Genomic DNA, 21,981 nt, shown 5'->3' with positions numbered 1-21,981 from the left:
CGTTTTGCGGCTCCATTATACTATTCTTGCAATAAACAATCAACTGTTGGCTTAAAGGAGGCGTTCAAATGAAAAAAAGTAGTTTTGTTGCGATGCTCATGGGGACGGTGAGCGGGGTGCTGTTTGCGCTGGGAATGTGCATGGCGCTCATTCCAGAATGGGGAGCGTTCCAGCCGGGGATTGTGTTCGGCTGCGTGGGGCTTCTGCTGGGGTTGGTCACTGTGATTGTCTGGCGGAAGATGGAACATAAGACCCCCATCCACTTCTCGGCAAAGACAATCCTTGCGATTGCGGTCGGTGTGATTGGGGCGTTGGCGCTGGGTGTTGGCATGTGCTTCTGTATGGTCTGGGGCAAAATGATGATCGGCATTGTCATTGGTCTGGTTGGCATTGTTGTCCTGCTTTGCCTGGTCCCCTTGACAAAGGGCCTGAAAGCGTGAAAGCAAAACAAACCGTTATCCGTATGATCGAGGGGACAAAGATAGGGAGGCAATTTATCCAAGAACAGAGGTTTCGGGCGCTTTTCTCCACCGCCCTTGGCCTGTCGGTAAATCTTCTGTATGCCTTTTATCATGGTGCGCTGGGCGTAGTCAATCAATCTCTGTGGTTTGTTGCGATGTGTGCATACTATATCATTTTAAGCTCCATGCGTTTTTCCGCTGTCCTGTGTGGGTGGAAGCGTAAATCTGTGGTTCCAGAAGATACAGAATATTTTGTAGCGAAATTATGCGGTGGATTGCTGGCCTTACTAAGTTTTATTTTGGCTGTCGTTGTCTCGATCAGCCTGTCCCAAAATGTTGCTGTGAAGCACGGTGAAATTGTCATGATTACGATTGCAACCTACACGTTTTATAAAATCACAATTGCAATCATAAGGGCTATAAAACAGCGTAAAAACACCGCCCCTCTGCTCACCGTGATTCGCACAATCGGGTATGCGGAAGTGGCCGCATCACTCCTGACTTTGCAGCGCTCCATGCTTGTATCATTTGGTCCGATGGACGATACAAGTATGGACATTATGAACGGTTTGACCGGAATATCAGTATGCTTGTTTATATTGCTGCTTGGGATTTTCACAATTTCGAGAAGCAGCAAGGAAAGGAAGAAAGCGGATGGCACAGTCTAAATTTGTAAAGGAAAACGAGAAAATCGCCAAGAAAATGGTAGGCACATTTGAAAAAATTGAGGGTGCGGTTGTCGGCAGCTATACCAAAGTCCAAGATGCTGTGGTCAGCGGGTACACCAAAGTTGAGGACGCTTTCGTTGATCGCTACCTTACCATGGATGGCGAAACCGTGGAGGAAGCAAAAGCGCGGCTGAAAGAGGAACAGGAAAGAAGGGCGGAAAAAGAAAAATAACATTTGTCACGCAAATACAGAACCATTCTGTTGTACGACGGCAAAGAAAAAAGCCGTCGTATAAGCAGCAACATTGTTACGCCCGAAGCGGCGGCTTTGAGAAAATCAGAGCCGCCGTTTCCCATTCGATCCGTCCCTTTCCGTCAACATCCAAATGAAAGTTGCATATGACCCACCATCAAGTTGAACCGCTGCGATCTCCACCTGTGCAAGATTCTAAAAAACTTCTGCTAATGGGGCAACAAAAATGGCCGCTAACCCGTCTGACAGGTAAGGAGGACTGGTATACTCTTGATATCACAGCAGGATATAACAGAGTGCGAGAATCAGCTTCTTATCCGCTTGGTTGTTGAGCAGGATAAAGAGGAGGATTAAAATGAGGATTTTGTCGTTATCGATGCCCAGCGCATCCATCACGCGGCTAATCGGACCGTTCTCGCCGCCGCTGAAGATCGAACCGATTGTGTTGCCCAGCGAGCCGAGCGGCCCGCCTCCGCTGAACAGGCCGCCGGACGGATTGGTGCGGCTCTGCGGTATTTGGATGACCGGCTTTTCCTGCGGCACGCTGTAGCGCTGTTCGGGATGGCCTGGGCGCTCGGGCGACCGCGCAAAGGTGGGAAAGTTCGGCCCGCCGCCCGAGTTGTTGTTTTCGCGGTGGGGCGGAGGCTCCTGTCGGTTGGATGCGGGGGGTTCGGTGTAGCCGCCGCTGTTTTCCAGGGCCTTGCGCGAGCGCTCCTGCATCTCGCGCACCCGTTCCACCGCCTCCTGCTGCATCCGCATGAGGTCCTTGGAGGAATAGTTGCTTCCGCTGCTCCATCCGTTCATCCGCCGTCACCCCCCAACAGGTTGCCGAGCAGGCCCGACTCTTTAATGAGCGGCAGCAGGTCGAGCAGCATCAGGATGCGCACCGCTTCGTCCACCTTTTTGCGGTTTTCCTCAGCCAGATGGGGCTTGAGCGCGCGCAGCAGGGCGGTGCTGCTGTTGTCGTTCTTCTGTGACAACAGTTGTTGTACCCTGAGCAGTTTGCTGATATCGAGGTTCGGCAGTCCGCTGTTGCCGCTCGGAGCGGCAGGGCCGCCGCCGCCTCCTCCGCCCAGACCGAGCGACGAAAGCAGCGATGAGAGGTCGGGCATTCCGCCGCCCTGTTGTTGCGGCTGTTGCGGTGGGGGAGGAGGCGGTTCGGAACCACCGCCGTTCTGCCCGAGCATCGACAGCACCTGATTCACTTGTTGCTTGCCCTCCTCCGAGGACAAAAACTGTGTGAGCATTTCGGTTAGATCAGCCATGGTTTCTCCCTCCCCGGGCGGCGCGCAGCCCGCCTATGTGCTGGAATGGAATCAGCCGTTGTTGTTCATCAGGCTTTGCAGGGTTCTTTTGGCGCGGTCGGAGTTGAGCAGTTCCTCCAAACGCTTGGGATCGTTGAGAATCTGTTGAACGTTTGCTGTGTTGACCCCCTGTGGCAACTCGCCTCTCTGTAGCTGAGCTTTGAGCTTGTCGGGCGCGACTCCCATCTTTTGACTGGCCATGCGCAACAGCAGGTCGATCTGGCCTTGGGAGAGGTTTGGCATGTTGGAATTGTTTTTCATCAGCATAAGCTCCTTATCAAATTGTCGATAATATTACTGAAAGTGTATTCCATTTCCCGAATTTTTATGTTAAAGTGAAAACGGGATTGCCCCCGCGGAGGCGTCCGCGACAAGTTAAATCTGGGAGGGAAGAGCGTTGAGAATTGTTGTGATGTCCGATTCACACCGGAGCGCTGCGAGCGTGCGCAAAATTGTAGAAAAGCATGAACACGACGCTGATTTGTTCCTTCATCTCGGCGATGGGGAGCGCGATTTTGAGGACATCATGGATCTGTATCCGGATCTGCACGGGCTGCATGTCTGCGGCAACTGCGATTTTTATTCCGCAGCGCCGGGCTACGATCTGGTCAAGATCGGCGGAAAGCGTATCTTCTTCACCCATGGGCATATCTACAATGTAAAATTCGGCATCGACGAGCTGCTGCACGCGGCGCGCGGGCTGGGTGCGGACATCGTTCTGTATGGGCACACCCATGTGCCACACAACGAATACATCGACGGGCTTTATCTGGTCAACCCGGGCAGTTGTTCGGGGATGAACGGCGGCGCTACTTATGCTGTCATCGACATCACCAGGGCGGGCGTGGTGCCGATCCTCGTCAAGCTCTGATCGCCGCATCACCATAGTTTATGAGAGAAAACGCCGATTGGTGCAAAACACTTTTGCGTCTTTCTATTTCCAAGTCAAAACAGGGCCGGAATTCCACAAATGCGGAATTCCGGCCCTTGTCTGTGCGGGGGTTATTTGGCGTCGATATAGGTGTACAGCGTGTATTTCGAGATGCCGAAATATTTGCTGACCTTATCGCCGCTTTTGGTGATGAGAAAAGCGCCCGTGTTGCTGAGAAACTGAATCGCCTTGATTTTATCCTCTTTGCCCATCAGCGCCACCGGTTTGCCCACCATCCGCACCGACTGCTCAATCAGCTCATCCAGCAGCTCGTTCACATTTTTGGCGATGTGCTCCGGCCCCTTGGTGTCCGGCGCGATGGCAGTCAGCGATTTGAGGCTGTTTTCGATCATCAACAGCCCGGTGATATCGTAGTTGATCGAGAAGATACCCACAACCCCATCCTTTTCGTCGCGGATATAGATGGTGCTCGACTTCAGGACACGGCCGTCATGCGTTTTGGTGAGGTAGCAAAGGTGGTCCTGGAGTTTGGTGCGGTCGCCGTTCAGCGCCTCCAGCACCACGGGGGAGGGCCCATCGCCCGCTTTGCGCGAGGTCACCTGCCCATTTTCGATGATTACGATGGAATTTTCGGTGAAGTGATTGCTCAGATCGTGCACCACCACTTCGCAATTTTCGCCGAACTGCTGGGCGATACCCTTGGCGAGCCTCTTTAAAAAGTCGTAAGTCAAACCTGGCAGCATGGCGATCCGCCCTCCGTTGCTTCGTCCTTCGGGACGAGTTTTGTTCTTCTCGTTACCATCTTACACGGATTTGAACGGAAATTCAACGTTCTTTACGAAAAAAAATAATTCCTAAAAAATATTTTTTAGAATGCACTGACACGCGGCCTGGCGGCCAAGGGATACACCACCTCGAATAGCATTTCATAAAATAATCCTGGGGATGCCCGTGTTGGGTGTCCCTTGGGCGCTTGACAAGGGGGATTCCGGATGACGAGGCGGAGCGCCTATGTGGCCCGTCGGGAGAGTGAATATTTTTGATCTGGAGCCTTGGGCGGCAAGATGCGGAAAAGTCGCATGGCAGCGCGATTTCCGGGTTCTGTGAATTTTGTACAGGAATGCCTGTTTTGGGGTTGTCGACCTGTAAAACTTGACAAATCGCGGCAGATGCTATAGAATGATTAAGGTTTGCCAGTAATCTCTCGCACTGAGTTCACACAGTCAACACATTGGTGGACTATGGTAAGGGAGGACATGGAGCTGTAGTTGAGTTTGATGTTCATCGATAAAAACAGGGAGGGATACCTTGAAACAAATTATTTATTACTATTTGTGTCTGAAGGTTTTGTTGAAAGCCGCAGCATGCGGTTATCTTTTGATAGCGGGCGCCATGGCGATGCCGAAGATCATCTATATCCTGTGTGCGCTGTTGGTTGTTGCAGGTGTGGTTGTGGCTGTCCGGCAGTTTGTGGGCCGCGGAAAGCCCAACGAGACGACGATGTTCTTTGCGGCAGAGGGCTTTGTCACTATTTTTAACCTCGCATTTGTGAGCGCAGGCACCATTGTCGAAACCGGCTGGTTGGACATGTTGGTCACTGGCAGTGTGTTGGATATCATCCTGGCGGCTGTAATCGTGTTCGTTGCGATTCGCAGTAAGACGGCCTATATCAACATGGGGAAGCAGCGGTTTCAACAGGTGCCTCAGCAGAGCGAAGCGTCCAGCAAGCTCCGTTGACATTGTCTCAATAGGAAACGGCGGGTTCCGCTTGGCGTGGGATCCGCTGTTTTTTGCCCATCGCACAGTCCCTCCTTCGGTGTCGCCGGGAGTTGTATTTTCAATCAGATTTGGTACTCTTGCGCTCACAGGGAAGACGGAGAAGCTGACTGTCAACCGATCATATATTATCATTATTTCCTAGCCAATCCTCAATGACATCTACAGCGTGTAGAGGTGGGATTTCTAATTGGTTCATCTGCTGCACCAGTTGGGAAACGATGTCCTTATGCAGGGAGATATTTGGGATGTACAGATCGCCGCAGCGGATTCCATAAGTGCGATGGATTTCTTCTTCAATCAGGGTTTCTTCCTCGGTGGTTACAAATTTCAAGTTTTACCACTCCTTATTTTGTTGTTTTATGACTTATACGATACCACATGTTGTAGTTGAATACTATTGACATGTTACCAGAAAATATTTGGAAATTTTTTACTAATATGTAAAAAATATGAAGTGTTCTTATCGAAAACAAGCATAATTTGCGGAATATACCCGCATCAACTTTCGAAAATACAGAAAATTAGTGTAAAAAAGAACAGCTATTCCCACAGTAATTTGAGAATAGCTGTTCTTTTTTATTTTTCTGTTGTCGCCGTCAGTAGATATCCCGTTTCTTTTTTACCGAGCGCACTACATTGATGCCGATAGAGAGCACGATACATCCCAGAATCAAGATCGGGATGGTCCATTTGCTGTAGCCGACCTCAGCTGAGATCACTTCCACCCAGAGGGCGTCCATCTCTGCGCTGACTTCAGGGGGCAGATCGTAGAAGAACTCCGCTTTTGCCATGATCTCCGCGGGCGGATAGATCACAGGGTTGTTTTGGGTTTCCTCGTCCAGCAGCTCATATGCCGCCAGATTCGGGGTGGAATAGCCGATGTATTCAATATTCGCTGCGGCCACCTCCGGCTCGCACAGAAAGTTGATATACATCTCCGCGGCTTCCTTCTGCTTGCTGCCCTTGGGAATGCAGATGGAATCGACAAACTTGTTGGTTCCTTCCTGCGGCACCACAAACGCAAGGTCTGGATTCTCGTCCATCATGGTGATGGCGTCGCCCGCGTAATAAGGCGCCAGCGCGGCCTCGCCGCCTTCCATCTTGTCGAAGATTTCATCCATGACGTAGGCCTGTACCAGGGATTTCTGCGCCTTCAGCTCATCCGCTGCGTCGCGGAGCTCCTCCAGATCGTGGGTGTTCAGCGAGTAACCGAGGCGTTTCTGCGCGATGCCAAACGCGTCGCGCGGATTGGAAAACATCAAAATATCGCCCAGATAGCGGGCATCCCACAGGGAGTCCCAGCTGGTGATGTCGTTATCCACCATGGTGGTGTTGTAGATGATGCCCACTGTGCCCCAGGTGTATGGAATGGAGTACTTGTCATCGGGGTCGTATTCCATCCCCATAAATTCGGGGTTTGTGAACTTGGCGTTGGGGATGTTGTCGAGGTTGAGCTCCTCCAGCATGTCCTCGCGGATGAATCGCGCGATCATATAGTCGGAGGGGATGATGACATCGTAGCTTGCGCCGCCGCTTTTCAGGCGGGCGTACAACTCCTCATTGGAGGCGAAGGTGGTGTAGTTCACCTTGATGCCGGTCAGCTCCTCAAACTCGGCGTTGACATCGATCGATTCCTCCGCATCGTTGCTGATGTATTCTCCCCAGTTGTGCACATTAATTGAAATCCCTTGTCCGCGGAACCTCTGGTAGTAGTCGTAATCCTCGACCTCCACCTCCGCGAAGGCGGGCACCGTCAGGACCTGCAACAGCATTAGCGGCACCGCCGCCAGCAAAAACAACCGTTTTCTCACAGCCGCGGCACCACCTTTCCGATGACCTTCTTGCCTTTGCTGGAATCCACGATGTTGTAGATGACCAACACCAGGATCACGACCGCAAAGATAATGGTGGAAAGCGCGTTGATTTCGGGGCTCACCTTGCGGCGCGTCATCGAGTAGATGGTGATCGGCAAGGTCTGTGCGGTGGGGCCTGCATTGAAATAAGAGATGATGAAGTCGTCCAACGAATAGGTGAACGACATGAGCAATCCCGACATCACGCCGGGCATGATCTCAGGCAGGGTCACCTTCCAAAACGCACGAAACGGGGTGCACCCAAGGTCAAGTGCGGCTTCGTAAACAAATCTGTCCATCTGTCGCAACTTGGGTAGGACATTGAGGATCACGTATGGCACGTTGAAGGTGATATGTGCCAAAATCAGCGTGGGGTAACCGAAATCGATCGGGATGCCGATCTTATCGCGCAGGAACACGAACAGCAGCATCAACGAAACGCCGGTGACGATCTCCGGGTTGATGACCGGCAGATAGGTGACGTTCATCACCACACCGCGCAGCCACTTGTTCATCGCGTTGATGCCGATGGCGGCAGCCGTGCCGATAATCACGGCGATGATGGTCGAAACCGCCGCGATGATTAAGGTTGTCTTGAGCGAGTCCAAAATCACGCGGTTGGAAAACAGCTTGCGGTACCAGTCGAATGTAAAGCCGGTGAAATTGCTGCGACTTTTGGACTCGTTGAAAGAGAAAAAGATCAGAACGAAGATGGGCATGTACAAAAATGCCATGACCAGCCAAAAATAAACCTTGGAGAGGCGTTTCATATCATCATCCCCTCCATTTCCTCATCAAATTGGTTGGTGATACTCATACAGAGCAGGATGAGCACCATCAATACAAGCGAAATGGCTGCGCCGAGGTTGGGGTTGTAGGCATTGCCGAGGAACTGTAAATCGATCAGGTCGCCGATCATGATGTTGCCGCCGCCGCCCAACATGCGCGAGATGATAAAGGTGGAGATGGCGGGGACGAATACCATGGTGATGCCTGAGCGGATGCCCGGCATGGACAGCGGCAGCACCACCTTGGAAAACACGCCGTAGGTGTTGGCGCCGAGGTCCTGCGCCGCCTCGATGACGCGGCCGTCGATCTTGACCATGATGGAGTAGAGCGGCAGGATCATGAACGGCAGGTAGTTGTACACCATACCGAGGACAACCGCGCCTTTGGTGTTAATCATATTGAAGGGGCCCATGCCGAACAGCGCAAAAAAGCGATTGATTAGGCCGTTTTTTTCCAGCAGGGTCATCCACGCATAGGTGCGCAGCAAAAAGTTCATCCACATGGGGATGATGCAGAGCATCAACAGGGTGCGCTGCTTATTCTCCGGTTTGCGCGAGATGTAAAATGCCAGCGGGTAGGCGATGACCAAGCAGATAAATGTTGCAATAGCGGCCAGCCAGATGGAGTGCATCAGCACACCCGAATATTCCCCCACGCGGGAGATGTTGTCGATGGTGAAGGTGCCGTCCGCGGTGGTCAGCGCGAAGTAAACCACCAGGCCGAGCGGTACAATCGTGAAAATCGCCATCCAGAGCAGGTATGGCGCGGAGGGAGCTTTTGATTTCATTAATCTCACGCCTCCTCCATTTTCTTCATAATGTGGATATCCTCGGGGTTGATCACCATGCCGATGGTGTCCCCCGGCTGCTCCGCAATGGTGGAGTGGATCATCCAATTGTATCCGCAGGCGCGCACAATCATCTCATAGTGCACGCCCTTGAAGATGATGGATTCGACGATGCCCGAAAGATGCCCCTGGATGGGCGGCACCACCTTGATGTCCTCGGGGCGCACCACCACGTCGATGCGCTCGTCCGGGTCAAAGCCCTTGTCCACACAGACAAAGTCGCGTCCGGCAAACTCCACGAGGAAATCCTTGTGCATCACCCCGTCGATGATATTGCTTTCCCCGATGAAATCGGCGACAAAGGCGTTTCTAGGCTCGTTGTAGATATCGATCGGAGTGCCGATCTGCTGGATGTCGCCGTCCTTCATGACGACGACGGTATCCGACATGGTCAGGGCCTCCTCCTGATCGTGGGTGACATAGATAAATGTGATGCCCAGGCTCTGCTGAATGCGTTTGAGCTCGAGCTGCATCTCCTTGCGCAGCTTGAGGTCGAGCGCGCCCAGCGGTTCGTCCAAAAGCAGCACCTTGGGGTGGTTCACCAGGGCGCGCGCGATCGCGACACGCTGCTGCTGTCCGCCCGAAAGCTGATGGACGCTGCGCTTTTCAAAGCCGGTGAGGTTGACCAGCGCGAGCATCTCCTGAACCCGTTCTTTGATGACCTTTTCGCTCATCTTTTTCAGCCGGAGGCCGAACGCCACGTTCTCGAACACATTCAGGTGCGGAAACAGGGCGTAACGCTGAAACACTGTGTTCACCTGGCGCTTATACGGCGGCAGGCTGTTGATGCGCTTGCCCTCAAAATAAACGTCACCTTTCAGCGGCTCGATAAAACCGCCAATGATGCGCAGGGTCGTGGTTTTGCCACAGCCCGACGGACCAAGAAAGGTGACAAATTCTTTGTCGTGTATGTCGAGGTTGAGCCCCTCCAATACACGCTCGCCGTCATACTCGACAACAATGTCTTTCAGACTGATGATGATGTTATCTCCCATGATTTCTGCATCCCCCTTTGCGGATTTTAAGTCACGCACGTAAATTAGCATTGAAGCTTGCCCCGCTTCAACCGCTGCACAGACGTTTTGCCCATCTGTGCCAAACCACTGTGGACCCACACCTGCTTTTGATACCGCTTCCCGCAAAAGGCTTTTCTCTAATCGTGACCATAAGGTTCGTTTTAGGCGGTACATACGCAGGCATGTTTTGTTATTTTGCTGTAGATGCCGGCGGAGAAATTCTGCTGTCGAGCGCCCCGGCTCCCCTCACGCTTGCCGTCTGTTGGACGGAACCGCGTTGGCAGGCGGCGCGGCGGGCATCCGCACCGATTCCAGTTGGATTCCATCAAACGACGGCTGTCACCGGGCTTTTGGGCAGGCTCCGCACTTTTGTTGCCAATGGACAACGAATTAAAATATAGCACAAAAATTTTAAATGTCAATGATTTTTCGTAATTTTATCGATTTTTCAAGCATTTAATCGAATTTTTCGCTTAAAACACCGGTTTTCCATCGGAATTCTTTGAAAATACTCCGAATTTCTCTCGAATCCTTTTGTTTTCTCTTGAGGCATTTCAAGTCTTATTCCTGTATGCTTTGGTGCAGATCCAAGCGGATTGGTATGTGCGTTCGCCCCGGTACGACTTGCCCCTTATTTTTGCGCACACGCAGGCTGCTGCATTCGACAGATATGAAATGCCGGCCCCCAAAACTATATTGGCACTGGATTCGGTCCACTTGCAGAGGAAGGAAACAATGTGTCATAGACAATTTTGTGCGTGACTGGAGGACTGAGCGCGCAATATAAAACAAAAAAAGACCGTATCAGTAAGCCAAACGGCTACTGATACGGTCTTCCGGTGGTGGACGCGCCGGGGCTCGAACCCGGGACCTCCTGCGTGTGAAGCAGGCACTCTAACCAGCTGAGCTACGCCTCCATTTTCAAGTGCTTGTTTATTATAACACATCTGTCCCCATAAGATCAAGAGGGATATGAAAAAAATTTTACATATTTTATCCGAAAGAAGGAAATCCATAAAAATGTCAAAAGGCGGACGGAAATTCATCCGTCCACCTTTTGAGAATGGTAAAGTTATCTTTGCAGTTCAAAGGATTTGCAGTCGGTGCACTGGTCCATGGTGGGGTTAGTTTCATGGGTGCCAATGGTAATGCAGTCGAGCGAACAGTAGTTTTTGTCCTTGCAATGGTAAGTGCACTGTTGAACGGTGCATTTGATGCATTCATTTGCGCGGCAATTATCCATAACTTTGTACCTCCTTCTCAAAAAGTGCACTATTATATTGTCCGTTTCTCGCGGTTTTATCACGGGGTTGTCGGCCAAAACGGGAAGATATTGCCGCGTAATTAGATCAACCGGCTGTAAATAAGCGATAAAACAACGGTTTTCCAGTTATTAACAGTTTTATCGATTGAAAATGGTGTAATCGGTTGACAAAACATTTCGCCCATATTATGATAAAATCAAGATAAAGAACTATTGTTGAGTGGGTTGGAGCCTTTCTTTCAGGGGTGATCCGGCCTTTTTTTCACATGGCCCATCTGGGCAAAACAGAATATTGGATAGAGACGGGAGGAGCTCCTATGAAGGTCTTACAGGGTATCGGCGCATCCCCCGGCATTGCCATCGGCCGGTTGTTTTTTTTCATGGGTGCAATTCATCCGGTGGACCGGCAGCTGATAGAGGATCCGCCGGCAGAGATCGAACGGTTTGAAGTCGCGCGCCAGGCTTCTATCGATAGCCTTCACCAAATTTACGAGCGGGCGCTGGAGGAGATCGGCCCCAAGGATTCGGCGATTTTTCAGATTCACGCCATGTTGTTGGACGATCTCGACTATGTGGCCAGCGTTACCCAAATCATTCAGGAGGAGCATGTCAATGCGGAGTATGCCGTCTACCAGACGGCGATGCGGCTTTTTGATGTATTTTCTTCCATCGACGACGATTATATGCGCCAGCGCGGCGCGGATGTTTTGGATATTTCCAAGCGCCTGCTGCGCACACTTACCGGCGCAAAGGAACAGAACCTGGATGAGGTCAACGGGCAGGTGATTATCGCAGCCGACGACCTGATGCCGAGTGAGACGATCCGGCTGGATCAGTCGAAGGCGCTCGCGTTTGTCACCCGCGAGGGGTCGCGTCACTCCCACACCGCCATTCTGGCGCGCACTATGGGCATTCCCGCTGTGGTGGGCCTGGAGGATGCTTTTGACTGCTTGGCCGATCGCGTCGAGGTGATTGTGGACGGCATGACCGGCGAGGTGTGTGTGGAGCCGGACGCTGAGACGCTGGAGCGCTACATCGCTCGAAGAGGGCAGTATCTGGCGGCCTGCAAGCGGTTGGCAAAGCTCAGAGATCAGCCGAGCATAACCAAGGATGGAATGCGTGTGGAGATCACCGCCAATGTCGGCAGCATCGGCGATGTGGAAATTGCGGTCAAAAACGGCGCGGAGGGCATCGGACTGTTCCGCAGTGAAGGGCTCTATCTGGGGCGCAACGAGGTTCCCACCGAAGGGGAGCAGTTTGTCATCTACCGCGAGGCGCTCGAACGGATGCCCGGCAAGCGGGTTATCATCCGCACCCTCGACCTCGGCGCGGACAAGCGCGCGCCCTGCCTCGGCCTGCTGCGCGAGGATAACCCGGCGATGGGCAGCCGCGCCATCCGGTACTGTCTATCCCATCCCGCGCTGTTTTGTACCCAGCTCCGGGCGCTTCTGCGCGCCTCAGTCTACGGCCACCTGGCGCTGCTCATCCCCATGGTCACCTCGCTGGAAGAGGTGCACCGCACCAAGGCGCTGATTGAGGAGATCAAGCGGGATCTGGATAACGAGGGCATTCCCTATGCAAACAATTACGAATTCGGTGTGATGATCGAGACCCCAGCCGCCGCCATGATCAGCGACCGTTTGGCGCAGGAGGTCGACTTCTTCAGCGTGGGTACCAACGACTTGACCCAGTATACCCTGGCGACCGACCGGACCAACCGTTCGCTCTCCGCGCTGTACAGCCCGCGCCATCCGGCGGTGTTGGGCCTGGTGCGTATGGCGGTGGAGAACGGCAGACGCCACGGCGTATGGACGGGCGTGTGCGGTGAGTCGGCCACCGACCCGGATTTGATTCCAGTATTTCTTTCGATGGGCGTTGCGGAGCTCTCCGTCGCGCCGCCCGCGATTCTAGATGTGCGAGAAAAGGTGCGCGCGCTGGATCTGACCAAAGCGAGATTGGACGGAAGGACAAAAGGTTTTTGAGCTTGACAACTTAAAGCTAAAAAAAGAGTGGTACAAGGCGGAAAACTCGCTGTGATTCCAAAAATTACAGCGAGTTTTTGGTAAATATTTCAAAATTTTGCCTGATGAAAACACCTAAAAAAAACGGCGGCCCCACAAAATAATTAAAACAGTTTCACAGTTGAATCTTCCGAACATTAGGTATACTATAGATAGGAACTTTTACACAGAGGCGGCCGCGCTGGCGGTGCGGCCTTTTAATATGTGCGAAAAAGAGGTGGTCCATGTGGATGACGATATGATCAGAACTCTGATCGCTATGGATCAGCGCGCCCGTAAGCTGGTACAGGCGGAGAAGGATCGACGCAGCGCCGCAAAGGCGGAGATTGCACAAGAAAAACAGGAGCTGGCCGATTCCTACCAGCGGCACGCGCAGGAGTACATCCGGAAGATGAAGGAGAAGGCCGACCAGAAAAATGCACGGCAGTTGGCCCAGGCGGAGGAGAATTTTCGCCAGGTGGAGGCCTCGCTGGAAAAGCAATACCAACAGAACAAGGAGCGGTGGATTCGTGAGCTTGTCGACCGCTGTATCTGACAGATGTAGCGGGCACCATCCAAACAGGGGAGGGGAGAGGCGTGCTTTCATCTTTTTCGGATAAGGCCATCATGACAAAGGCCATGTCCATGTACGGCAAGCGCATCACCGAGGAACAGTATCTGGAATTGCTGCACAAAAAGTCGGTGGCCGAGATTGCGGCCTATCTGCGCGACGAGACCGGCTATGCGGCCGCCCTGTCGGGCATCCAGCCCACGGCGATCCACCGCGGGCAGGTGGAGCTTTTGCTGCGCAAGGAGCGCTTTTCGCGCTATCTGAGGCTGATCCATTACGACAATAACCAGAAGGACAGCTATTACCGGTACCTCGTGATGGAGGTGGAGATCGAGCAGATTTTGCAGATGGTGCAGTTGCTCAACTCCGGGCGCGCGGGGGAGTACATCGTGCAGTACCCCGGCTTTTTGGGGCATATCACCAGCTTCGATCTGATGGCGCTCGCCCGTGTGCGCAGCTTCGACGACCTGATCGCCGTGCTGGCCGACACCGTTTACGGGCGCTTGCTGCTCAACTGCCGCCCTCGCGCGGGCCAGCCGATCAGCTACACGCGCTGTGAGGTGATCCTCGGCGCCTATTTTTATAAACACATCGAGGATGTGATCGACCAGAATTTCCGCGGCAAAATCCGGCTGCATCTGCATGAGATTTTCCAGACCCACTTGGAGCTACTCAACATCGGTACCATCTACCGCATCAAAAAGTATTTCCCGCAGACCCCGCGCGAGAAGGTGGTCAAGTGTATCTATCCAATGTGGAAGCGCATCCCGGAGGAAGAGCTCAACCGGATGCTCGACGCGGTTACAGCGGAGGAGTTTTTGGACGCGGTCGCCGCGTCGCCCTATTCGCGCTATGTGGGCAGCGACGACTTCACGTTTATCGAGTATCACACCGATTGCATCAATTATCATATGAGCCGGAGGTTTCTGCGCTTCGCCACCGATGCGCCGACAGCTTTCACCGCTTATATGTCCCTCAGCCGCATTGAGCTGAGCAACCTCACGACCATCATCGAGGGCGTGCGTTACGGCGTGGCGCCCAGCGAGATCAAAAAAATGCTCATACTGTAAACCAACGAAAGGTGGTGCGATGGATGTCAATTGAAAAGATGACGCTGGTTCAGATTACGGGCCATGTGGATGTGCTGGACAAGGTGCTGCGGCGCTGCTCTGATATCGGGCAGTTTCACCCCGAGCAGCCCGCGCAGCTCACCGACAAGGCCGGCGGCTTCACCCAAATGATGGAGGAAAACCCCTATAAGGCCCGCTTGAACCGCATTGTTGATATTGGCGTCAACGCTGGAATCACATTGAAATACGACGCGGCAGACGTGCGCAAGGTGGCATCCGATGGGATCGACGATTTTCTAGATAGCTTTCACAAGGAGCTGCTGGAGCTCAGTGACCGCAAGCGCGAACTGACCAAGGCGATTGAGGAGGGGCAGACCGCAGAGGTGCAGCTCCGTCATCTGGATTCGCTGGATGTCAGCCTGGATGAACTGTTCGCCTGCGAATTCCTCAAGATCCGGTTCGGCCGGCTGCCGGTGGACAGCTACGGCAAGCTCGCATATTACAAGGACCGGCTGTTCTTCTTTGTCAGCCTTTCAGAGGGCAGTACCTACCACTGGGGAATGTACATCACCACAGTAGACCACGTGGCCGAGGTGGACGACATCTTCTCCTCCCTCTATTTTGAGCGCATCCGCATCCCGGAGGCACATGGCACCCCCGGCATCGCCAAGCAGATGTTCAAAGACGAGCTCGTCAAGAACAAGGCGGAGCTGGAGGAGGTGAACAATCGCCTTGCGGAGCTGATCCGCGCCAACGAGGAAAAGTTTCAGGATATCTATTCGGGCGTGCGGTTCCGCAGCGAGTCGTTCGACCTGCGCCGCTATGTGAGCGTCTATAAGGGGCAGTTCCACCTGACCGGCTTTCTGCCGACGCGCGACGAGGAGGCGTTCCGCAAGAGCATTGAATCGATCGACCGCGCGCATGTGGAGTTTAAACCCCAGGACAGCGACAAGCGGCTGGTGACCCCCACCAAGCTGAACAACTGCAAGTTGTTCCAGCCGTTTGAAATGTTTGTGGATATGTACGGGACGCCGTCTTACAATGAGATCGATCCCACCCCGTTTGTGGGCATCACCTACACGCTGTTGTACGGCATTATGTTCGGTGATCTGGGGCAGGGCCTGGTGATCGCGCTGCTGGGCGCGTTGCTTTGGAAGTTCAAAAAGATGAACCTCGGCCGCATCATGACGCGCATCGGCATCTCGGCCGCCTGCTTCGGCTTGGTTTACGGCTCGGTGTTCGGCATGGAACATCTGCTCGACCCGCTCTACACTGATCTGCTGGGGCTGCCCGGCAAGCCGGTCGAGGTGATGGATCCGTTGACCATCAACAATCTGCTGATCTTTGCCATCGGGCTCGGCGTGGTGCTTATCATCGCGTCAATGACCATCAACATCGTGATCGGCCTGAAAAATCGGGATTTTGAGAAGGCGATTTTCTCTAACAACGGTCTGGCGGGCATGGTGTTCTATGTCGCGGTTTTGCTGGGGGTGCTCTCGATGCTCTCCGGCGGGCAGAGCCTGTTCACCCCGCTCTATATCCTGGCGTTCATCGTCCTGCCGATCCTGGTCATCTTCCTCAAGCATCCGCTTGGCAAGCTGACCCGCGGCAACAGACACATCAAGCCGGAGGGCGGCATCGGAAGTTTTATCCTCGAGGGCTTCTTTGAGTTGTTCGAGGTGGTACTCAGCTTTGTCACCAACACGATGTCCTTTTTGCGCGTCGGTGGCTTCATCATCAGCCACGCCGGCATGATGGCGGTGGTGCTCACCCTCACCGAGATGATGACCGGTTCGGGCAGCATCGTGGTGATGATCCTCGGCAACGCGTTCGTTATGGCGTTGGAGGGCTTCATTGTGGGTATTCAGGGGCTGCGCCTCGAGTTCTACGAATTGTTTAGCCGTTATTTTGAGGGACAGGGCAAGCCGTTCCGTCCCGTTGTCATTCAGTGATTATAATTTGGAGGGTTACATTATGAACAGCTATTGGATTCTTCTCCCCGCGATCATCGTTGCGCTCATCGCCGTTCCCCTGGTTTCGGTTGCCAGAGGCGCCAAGACCGGCAAACATGCCCGCAACCGCATCATCGGCAACCTGTGCATGTTCTTCGGCGTTTGCTTGTGTGCAGTCCTGTTTCCGGTGGGTGCCCTGGCCGCTGAGGGCGGCGTGGTTGCCTCGATCGTAGGCACCTCCGCGCAGGGCATGGGCTTCCTGGCCGCCGCGCTGGTCACCGGGCTTGCCGCCATCGGCGCCGGTATCGCAGTGGCCGCCGCCGCGCCTGCCGCTATCGGCGCGGTGTCGGAGGACCCCAAGTCGTTCGGTAAGGCCATCATCTTCGTGGTGCTCGGCGAAGGTATCGCTATCTACGGCCTGCTGATTTCGATCCTCATCATCAACAAACTGTAATTGGAGCAATATTGTGCAAGGGGGGCGTCCGCGATGAAACTGTTTCTGCTTAGCGACAATATCGATACCTATCTGGGGATGCGTCTGGCTGGTATCGAAGGAAAGGTGCTGCACGAGCGGGACGAAGTGGAGCAGGCGGTGCGCGAAGCGGTGGATGATCCGACGGTCGGAATCCTGCTCATCACCGAAAAGCTGGCCGACCTGTGCCCCGATCTGATCCAAAGCATCAAACTCGGCCAAAAACGTATGCTGGTGACCGAGGTGCCCGACCGCCACGGCGGCAGCCGCGCGGCCGGTGCGCTGGAACGCTATGTCAGCGAGGCCATCGGCGTGAAGATGTAGCGATACAAGAAAGGGGGAAAGCGGATTGGGAACAGCCAATAAGGAGACTGAGCGCAAGCTCGGCCTGTTTGAACAGGAGATCATGGGTTCGGCGCAGCAGATTTGCAAGGAAATCGACGACGAGCTGGAGGCCTACCGCGCCAGCGAAATGGGGCGGTATAAGGATGATGCGCTGGCCGAAACCGGCCAGATGATCCAATCCGAGCTGTCTGAACTTGTGGCGGAGGGGACACGCGAGCTCTCGCGCAAGAAGATGGAGCTCAAAAAGCGGCTCTATGTCAAGCGCGACGACTACACTAAGGAAATCTTTTCCGAGGCCCGCCGCCGCCTGGAGGAGTTCGCCAAAGGCGACCGCTACCCGGATTTTTTATATGATAAAGTGAAAAAGCTGCTCTCCGGCCGGGATGTGCAGGGAGCGCGGCTGCTGGTTCGCCAGGATGATATGCGCCTGGAGTCTGAGCTCAAAAAGTTGTGCGGCGCGGTCGAGCTCGCTGCGGACGACACCATCCGGCTGGGTGGGGCGCGCCTGGTCAATGAGGCGAAGAATTATATCGCCGACGAGACGCTCGACAATGCGCTCGAGGAGCAAAAAGAATGGTTCGCGGCAAATTCGGGCTTTATCGTCACCCTGTGACGGAACCACAGTCCTGTGAGGTGAAAACGATTGAACAATGTGATCTATTCCATCAACGGCCCGGTTGTAACCGTGAGGGATACCTCCGACTTTGAGATGCTGGAAATGGTCTACGTGGGGGAGAAGCGGCTGATCGGGGAGGTCATCGGCATCACCAGCGAGGCCACCACCATCCAGGTGTATGAGACCACCACGGGGCTGCGGCCCGGCGAGCCGGTCTATTCCACCGGGTCGCCCCTGTGCGCCACCCTCGGCCCAGGCATCCTGTCCGGTATCTTCGACGGCATCGAACGGCCGCTCGACGAGATTGCCGGGCGCTCGGGGGCCTATATCGACGAGGGCTGCAACATCCCGTCGCTGGATGAACAGCGCGAGTGGGACGTCACGGTTCTGGTGAAGGAGGGCGACCGGGTGACGGGTGGCCAAATCTATGCCACCTGCCCCGAAACCGAACTGATCGAGCACCGCTGTATGGTACCCCCGTCCCTCAGCGGAACGGTGACCTTTGCGGCGCCCAGCGGGCGCTATCATGTCAACGATGTGGTGGCCAAACTGAAGGATGAAAACGGCAAGGTGTGGGAGCTCACCCTCTGCCAGCGCTGGCCGATCCGCACGGCGCGGCCGTTTCTCGAGCGCCTGCCGATCTCTATGCCGCTCATCACCGGGCAGCGTGTGATCGACACCATGTTCCCGATCGCCAAGGGCGGCACCGCCGCGGTGCCGGGCGGGTTCGGTACCGGCAAGACCATGACCCAGCACCAGCTCGCCAAGTGGTGCGACGCGGACATCATCGTCTATGTGGGCTGCGGCGAGCGCGGCAACGAGATGACCCAGGTGCTCAAGGAGTTCGGCGAGCTGATCGACCCGAAGTCGGGCAAGCGGCTGACCGCACGCACCGTGTTGATCGCCAATACCTCCAACATGCCGGTGGCCGCGCGCGAGGCGTCGATCTACACCGGCATCACCCTGGCGGAGTATTACCGCGACATGGGCTACCATGTGGCGATCATGGCCGATTCCACCTCCCGCTGGGCGGAGGCGCTGCGCGAGATCTCCGGCCGTTTGGAGGAGATGCCCGCCGAGGAGGGCTTCCCGGCCTACCTGCCGTCGCGTATCTCGCAGTTCTATGAGCGCGCGGGCTATATGAAGACCCTGTGCGGCAAGGACGGCTCGGTCTCGATCATCGGCGCGGTCTCTCCGCAGGGCGCGGACTTCTCCGAACCTGTGACGCAGAATACCAAGCGGTTTGTGCGCTGTTTCTGGGCGCTGGACAAATCGCTCGCCTACGCGCGCCACTATCCGGCCATCAACTGGAACACCAGCTACAGCGAATATCTCGACGACCTCGCGAGATGGTACGGCGAAAACGTGGATAAGAGCTTCCTCAAAAAGCGGCAGCAGATCGCGTCGCTGCTGCACGAGGAAAACGAGCTGATGGAGATCGTCAAGTTGATCGGCTCCGACGTGCTGCCCGACGACCAGAAGCTGGTCATCGAGATCGCGCGCATCATCCGCGTGGGCTTTTTGCAGCAGAATGCGTTCCACAAGGACGACACCTATGTGCCGCTGCAAAAGCAGCTCAAGATGATGGAGGTCATCCTCTATCTCTACAACAGGGCAAAAGCCGTCGTGCAGTCCGGCCGTTCCCTCACCGAGGTGCTGGAGACCGGTGTGTTCGGCACCCTGCTTAAAATGAAATACGAAGTGCCCAACGATCATCTGGAACAGTTTGACCGCTACTATCAGACGATCGACGGGGCGTTCGAGCATCTCGACTGAAAGGAGGACGCAAAGCCATGAGTTATCAATTTGTAGGGCTCAGTGAGATCAACGGCCCGCTGGTGGTGTTGGATCACGTCCCCTCGGTCGGGTTCGACGAGATGGTGGAGCTCAAGCTGAAAAACGGAGCTGTCCGCCTGGGCCGCGTGGTGCAGATCGACGGCGGCCGCTGCGTCATCCAGGTGTTCGAGGGCACCAACGGCATCTCGCTCACCAACGCCTCGGTGCAATTGCTGGGCCATCCGATGGAGATGCCCCTGTCGCCCGAGATTTTGGGTCGCACCCTGTCCGGCGCGGGCAAGCCGATCGATGGGCTGGGCGAAATTTACGCGGTTAAGCGGGCGGATATCAATGGCAAGCCGCTCAATCCGGTATCGCGCACCTACCCCAAAAACTACATCAACACCGGCGTGTCGTCCATCGACTGCCTGACCACCCTCATCCGCGGCCAGAAGCTGCCGATCTTCTCAGGTTCGGGTATGCAGCACAATAAGCTGGCGGTGCAGATTGTGCGCCAGGCCAACATCGCCGAGACTTCCGGCCAGAAGTTCGGCATCGTGTTCGCCGCGATGGGCGTCAAGAACGACGTGGCCGATTACTTCCGCCGCTCGTTTGAAGAAGCGGGCGTGATGGACAAGGTGGTCATGTTCCTCAACCTCTCCAACGACCCGATCATCGAGCGCATTCTGACGCCGCGCTGCGCCCTCACCGTGGCGGAGTACCTGGCGTTTGAGCAGGATATGCACATTCTGGTGGTCATGACCGATATGACCTCCTATTGCGAGGCGCTGCGCGAGTTTTCCTCTTCAAAGGGCGAAATCCCCGGCCGAAAGGGCTACCCGGGTTACCTCTATTCCGACCTCGCGTCGCTGTACGAGCGCGCAGGCGTCATCGATTCGGCCAAGGGCTCGGTCACGCAGATTCCGATTCTGACCATGCCCAACGACGATATCACCCACCCTGTGCCCGACCTGACCGGCTACATCACCGAGGGCCAGATCGTGCTCGACCGTTCGCTCGACCAGATGGGCGTCTATCCGCCTGTCTCGGTGCTGCCGTCCCTGTCGCGTTTGATGAAGGACGGCATCGGCGAGGGTTACACCCGCGCGGATCATTCGGCGGTTTCCAACCAGCTATTTGCGAGCTACGCCCGCGTGCAGGACGCCAAGGCGCTCGCATCGGTCATCGGCGAGGAGGAGCTCTCCGAGGTGGATAAGCAGTATATGACCTTCGGCAAGGCGTTTGAAGGCCATTTCATCAACCAGGGGTTCCAGGAGGACCGCACGATCGACCAGACCCTCGACCTGGGCTGGCAGCTCCTGTCGCTGCTGCCGCGCGAGGAGCTCGACCGCGTGGAGAGTGACCTGCTGGATCAACATTACAAGCCCGAGGAAGCGAAGAAGCTGCTGGCTTAAACGGAGGTGAGGACGCATGGCGGAACAGGTGTTTCCAACCAAGGGCAACCTGATCGCAACCAAAAAGACGCTGTCCCTTTCCACCATGGGGTTCGACCTGATGGACCGCAAGCGCAACATCCTCATCCGTGAGATGATGCTGCTGATCGACAAATCCAAAATGCTCCGCAGGGAGATCGACGGCACCTATGAGCGCGCCTATCTGGCGCTCCAGCGGGCAAACATTACCCTGGGCGTCATCGACAACATCGCGGGCGCAGTCCCGGTGGATAGCGGCGTCAAGATCCATTTCCGCAGCGTAATGGGGGTGGATATCCCGGTGGTGGAGTACCACGACGAGGAGCCCCGCATCGCTTACGGCTTTTTGGATACCAACTCTCAGCTCGATTACGCCTATCAGTGCTTCCATGAGGTCAAGCGCATGACAGTGCTGCTCGCAGAGGTGGAAAACAGCGTCTACAAGCTGGCCAATGCCATTGTAAAGACGCAGCGGCGCGCCAACGCCTTGAAAAATGTGGTGATCCCGCGCCTGGAAAGCACCGTAAAGTTCATCAGCGATTCGCTGGAGGAAAAGGAGCGGGAGGAGTTCTCCCGGCTCAAGGTCATCAAGGCGACCAAGGCAAAAAAGAAAAATTGAC

25 protein-coding genes and 1 tRNA gene are annotated in these 21,981 nt (G+C 54.9%); 15 read left to right on the top strand and 11 right to left on the bottom strand.

The window, feature by feature from the left end:
* The first annotated feature begins 68 nt into the window (after positions 1-68).
* Genes H8711_RS01605 through H8711_RS01595 form a run of 3 tightly spaced genes read left to right on the top strand, consistent with a single transcriptional unit; the run spans position 69 to position 1,361 of the window.
* Positions 69-440, top strand: coding sequence for a hypothetical protein (locus H8711_RS01605; RefSeq protein ID WP_249281783.1), 372 nt, complete (start codon positions 69-71; stop codon positions 438-440).
* The gene (locus H8711_RS01600) at positions 437-1,129 is read left to right on the top strand and encodes a hypothetical protein (RefSeq protein WP_249281782.1); all 693 of its coding nucleotides are present in this window, start codon (positions 437-439) and stop codon (positions 1,127-1,129) included. The genes H8711_RS01605 and H8711_RS01600 overlap by 4 nt, the downstream gene beginning before the upstream one ends.
* Positions 1,116-1,361 carry a hypothetical protein gene (locus H8711_RS01595; RefSeq protein ID WP_249281781.1) on the top strand — a complete coding sequence of 82 codons (246 nt, stop codon included), beginning with the start codon at positions 1,116-1,118 and terminating at the stop codon, positions 1,359-1,361. Before H8711_RS01600 ends, H8711_RS01595 begins: the two co-directional genes overlap by 14 nt.
* A gap of 297 nt (positions 1,362-1,658) precedes the next feature.
* On the opposite strand, the gene H8711_RS01590 is transcribed toward H8711_RS01595, so the two are convergent.
* Genes H8711_RS01590 through H8711_RS01580 form a run of 3 tightly spaced genes read right to left on the bottom strand, consistent with a single transcriptional unit; the run spans position 1,659 to position 2,947 of the window.
* On the bottom strand, positions 1,659-2,186 hold the full coding sequence (locus H8711_RS01590) for a hypothetical protein (protein ID WP_249281780.1): 528 nt from the start codon (positions 2,184-2,186) through the stop codon (positions 1,659-1,661).
* On the bottom strand, positions 2,183-2,647 hold the full coding sequence (locus H8711_RS01585; RefSeq protein WP_249281779.1) for a hypothetical protein: 465 nt from the start codon (positions 2,645-2,647) through the stop codon (positions 2,183-2,185). The genes H8711_RS01590 and H8711_RS01585 overlap by 4 nt, the downstream gene beginning before the upstream one ends.
* Positions 2,648-2,698: 51 nt before the next feature.
* Positions 2,699-2,947, bottom strand: coding sequence for a hypothetical protein (locus H8711_RS01580; protein ID WP_249281778.1), 249 nt, complete (start codon positions 2,945-2,947; stop codon positions 2,699-2,701).
* 136 nt (positions 2,948-3,083) lie between these two features.
* Here H8711_RS01580 and H8711_RS01575 point away from each other — a divergent pair, with 136 nt between their 5' ends.
* A complete protein-coding gene (locus H8711_RS01575) occupies positions 3,084-3,557 on the top strand; it encodes a YfcE family phosphodiesterase (protein WP_249281777.1) in 474 nt (157 codons plus the stop codon).
* Between the two features lie 131 nt (positions 3,558-3,688).
* Here H8711_RS01575 and H8711_RS01570 read toward each other — a convergent pair whose 3' ends face one another.
* Entirely contained in the window at positions 3,689-4,321 is a 633-nt protein-coding gene (locus tag H8711_RS01570; RefSeq protein ID WP_249281776.1) for a helix-turn-helix transcriptional regulator, read from the bottom strand.
* 565 nt (positions 4,322-4,886) lie between these two features.
* Here H8711_RS01570 and H8711_RS01565 point away from each other — a divergent pair.
* Positions 4,887-5,315, top strand: a complete 429-nt coding sequence (locus H8711_RS01565) for a hypothetical protein (protein ID WP_249281775.1) — start codon at positions 4,887-4,889, stop codon at positions 5,313-5,315.
* A gap of 160 nt (positions 5,316-5,475) precedes the next feature.
* On the opposite strand, the gene H8711_RS01560 is transcribed toward H8711_RS01565, so the two are convergent.
* From H8711_RS01560 to H8711_RS01530, 7 genes are all read right to left on the bottom strand, one after another.
* Entirely contained in the window at positions 5,476-5,688 is a 213-nt protein-coding gene (locus H8711_RS01560) for a DUF6514 family protein (RefSeq protein ID WP_249281774.1), read from the bottom strand.
* A gap of 265 nt (positions 5,689-5,953) precedes the next feature.
* Entirely contained in the window at positions 5,954-7,168 is a 1,215-nt protein-coding gene (locus tag H8711_RS01555; protein ID WP_249281773.1) for an ABC transporter substrate-binding protein, read from the bottom strand.
* Entirely contained in the window at positions 7,165-7,980 is an 816-nt protein-coding gene (locus tag H8711_RS01550) for an ABC transporter permease (RefSeq protein ID WP_249281772.1), read from the bottom strand. The genes H8711_RS01555 and H8711_RS01550 overlap by 4 nt, the downstream gene beginning before the upstream one ends.
* A complete protein-coding gene (locus H8711_RS01545; RefSeq protein ID WP_249281771.1) occupies positions 7,977-8,786 on the bottom strand; it encodes an ABC transporter permease in 810 nt (269 codons plus the stop codon). The genes H8711_RS01550 and H8711_RS01545 overlap by 4 nt, the downstream gene beginning before the upstream one ends.
* Positions 8,787-8,791: 5 nt before the next feature.
* Positions 8,792-9,841 carry a spermidine/putrescine ABC transporter ATP-binding protein gene (gene potA, locus H8711_RS01540; RefSeq protein WP_249281770.1) on the bottom strand — a complete coding sequence of 350 codons (1,050 nt, stop codon included), beginning with the start codon at positions 9,839-9,841 and terminating at the stop codon, positions 8,792-8,794.
* Positions 9,842-10,702: 861 nt separating this feature from the next.
* Positions 10,703-10,779 (bottom strand) — tRNA-Val (locus H8711_RS01535).
* Between the two features lie 155 nt (positions 10,780-10,934).
* Positions 10,935-11,105 (bottom strand): DUF1540 domain-containing protein, encoded by a 171-nt coding sequence (locus tag H8711_RS01530; protein ID WP_249281769.1) that lies wholly within the window; start codon positions 11,103-11,105, stop codon positions 10,935-10,937.
* 338 nt (positions 11,106-11,443) lie between these two features.
* Here H8711_RS01530 and ptsP point away from each other — a divergent pair, with 338 nt between their 5' ends.
* The 10 genes from ptsP (at position 11,444) to H8711_RS01480 (ending at position 21,980) form a co-directional block, all read left to right on the top strand.
* Positions 11,444-13,108, top strand: a complete 1,665-nt coding sequence (gene ptsP, locus H8711_RS01525; protein ID WP_249281768.1) for a phosphoenolpyruvate--protein phosphotransferase — start codon at positions 11,444-11,446, stop codon at positions 13,106-13,108.
* Positions 13,109-13,373: 265 nt separating this feature from the next.
* Positions 13,374-13,682: a hypothetical protein gene (locus H8711_RS01520; protein WP_249281767.1), complete on the top strand. Its 309-nt coding sequence runs from the start codon at positions 13,374-13,376 to the stop codon at positions 13,680-13,682.
* 41 nt (positions 13,683-13,723) lie between these two features.
* Complete coding sequence (locus H8711_RS01515; RefSeq protein WP_249281766.1) at positions 13,724-14,767, top strand: V-type ATPase subunit; 1,044 nt, start codon at positions 13,724-13,726, stop codon at positions 14,765-14,767.
* A gap of 23 nt (positions 14,768-14,790) precedes the next feature.
* Positions 14,791-16,719: a V-type ATP synthase subunit I gene (locus H8711_RS01510; RefSeq protein ID WP_249281765.1), complete on the top strand. Its 1,929-nt coding sequence runs from the start codon at positions 14,791-14,793 to the stop codon at positions 16,717-16,719.
* A gap of 19 nt (positions 16,720-16,738) precedes the next feature.
* Positions 16,739-17,173, top strand: a complete 435-nt coding sequence (locus tag H8711_RS01505; RefSeq protein ID WP_484985965.1) for an ATP synthase subunit C — start codon at positions 16,739-16,741, stop codon at positions 17,171-17,173.
* Positions 17,174-17,206: 33 nt separating this feature from the next.
* Positions 17,207-17,515, top strand: a complete 309-nt coding sequence (locus tag H8711_RS01500; RefSeq protein WP_249281763.1) for a V-type ATP synthase subunit F — start codon at positions 17,207-17,209, stop codon at positions 17,513-17,515.
* Positions 17,516-17,540: 25 nt separating this feature from the next.
* Positions 17,541-18,149 carry a V-type ATP synthase subunit E gene (locus tag H8711_RS01495; protein WP_249281762.1) on the top strand — a complete coding sequence of 203 codons (609 nt, stop codon included), beginning with the start codon at positions 17,541-17,543 and terminating at the stop codon, positions 18,147-18,149.
* 30 nt (positions 18,150-18,179) lie between these two features.
* On the top strand, positions 18,180-19,928 hold the full coding sequence (locus tag H8711_RS01490) for a V-type ATP synthase subunit A (RefSeq protein ID WP_249281761.1): 1,749 nt from the start codon (positions 18,180-18,182) through the stop codon (positions 19,926-19,928).
* Positions 19,929-19,945: 17 nt separating this feature from the next.
* Positions 19,946-21,343, top strand: coding sequence for a V-type ATP synthase subunit B (locus H8711_RS01485; RefSeq protein WP_249281760.1), 1,398 nt, complete (start codon positions 19,946-19,948; stop codon positions 21,341-21,343).
* A gap of 16 nt (positions 21,344-21,359) precedes the next feature.
* Positions 21,360-21,980, top strand: a complete 621-nt coding sequence (locus tag H8711_RS01480) for a V-type ATP synthase subunit D (RefSeq protein WP_249281759.1) — start codon at positions 21,360-21,362, stop codon at positions 21,978-21,980.
* Position 21,981: the final 1 nt, after the last annotated feature.

The sequence above is a fragment of the Ligaoa zhengdingensis genome, assembly GCF_014384885.1.
GTDB lineage: Bacteria > Bacillota > Clostridia > Oscillospirales > Ruminococcaceae > Ligaoa > Ligaoa zhengdingensis.
The sequence above is the reverse complement of the archived record's forward strand: the minus strand, read 5'-3'. Positions and strand labels throughout refer to the sequence as shown.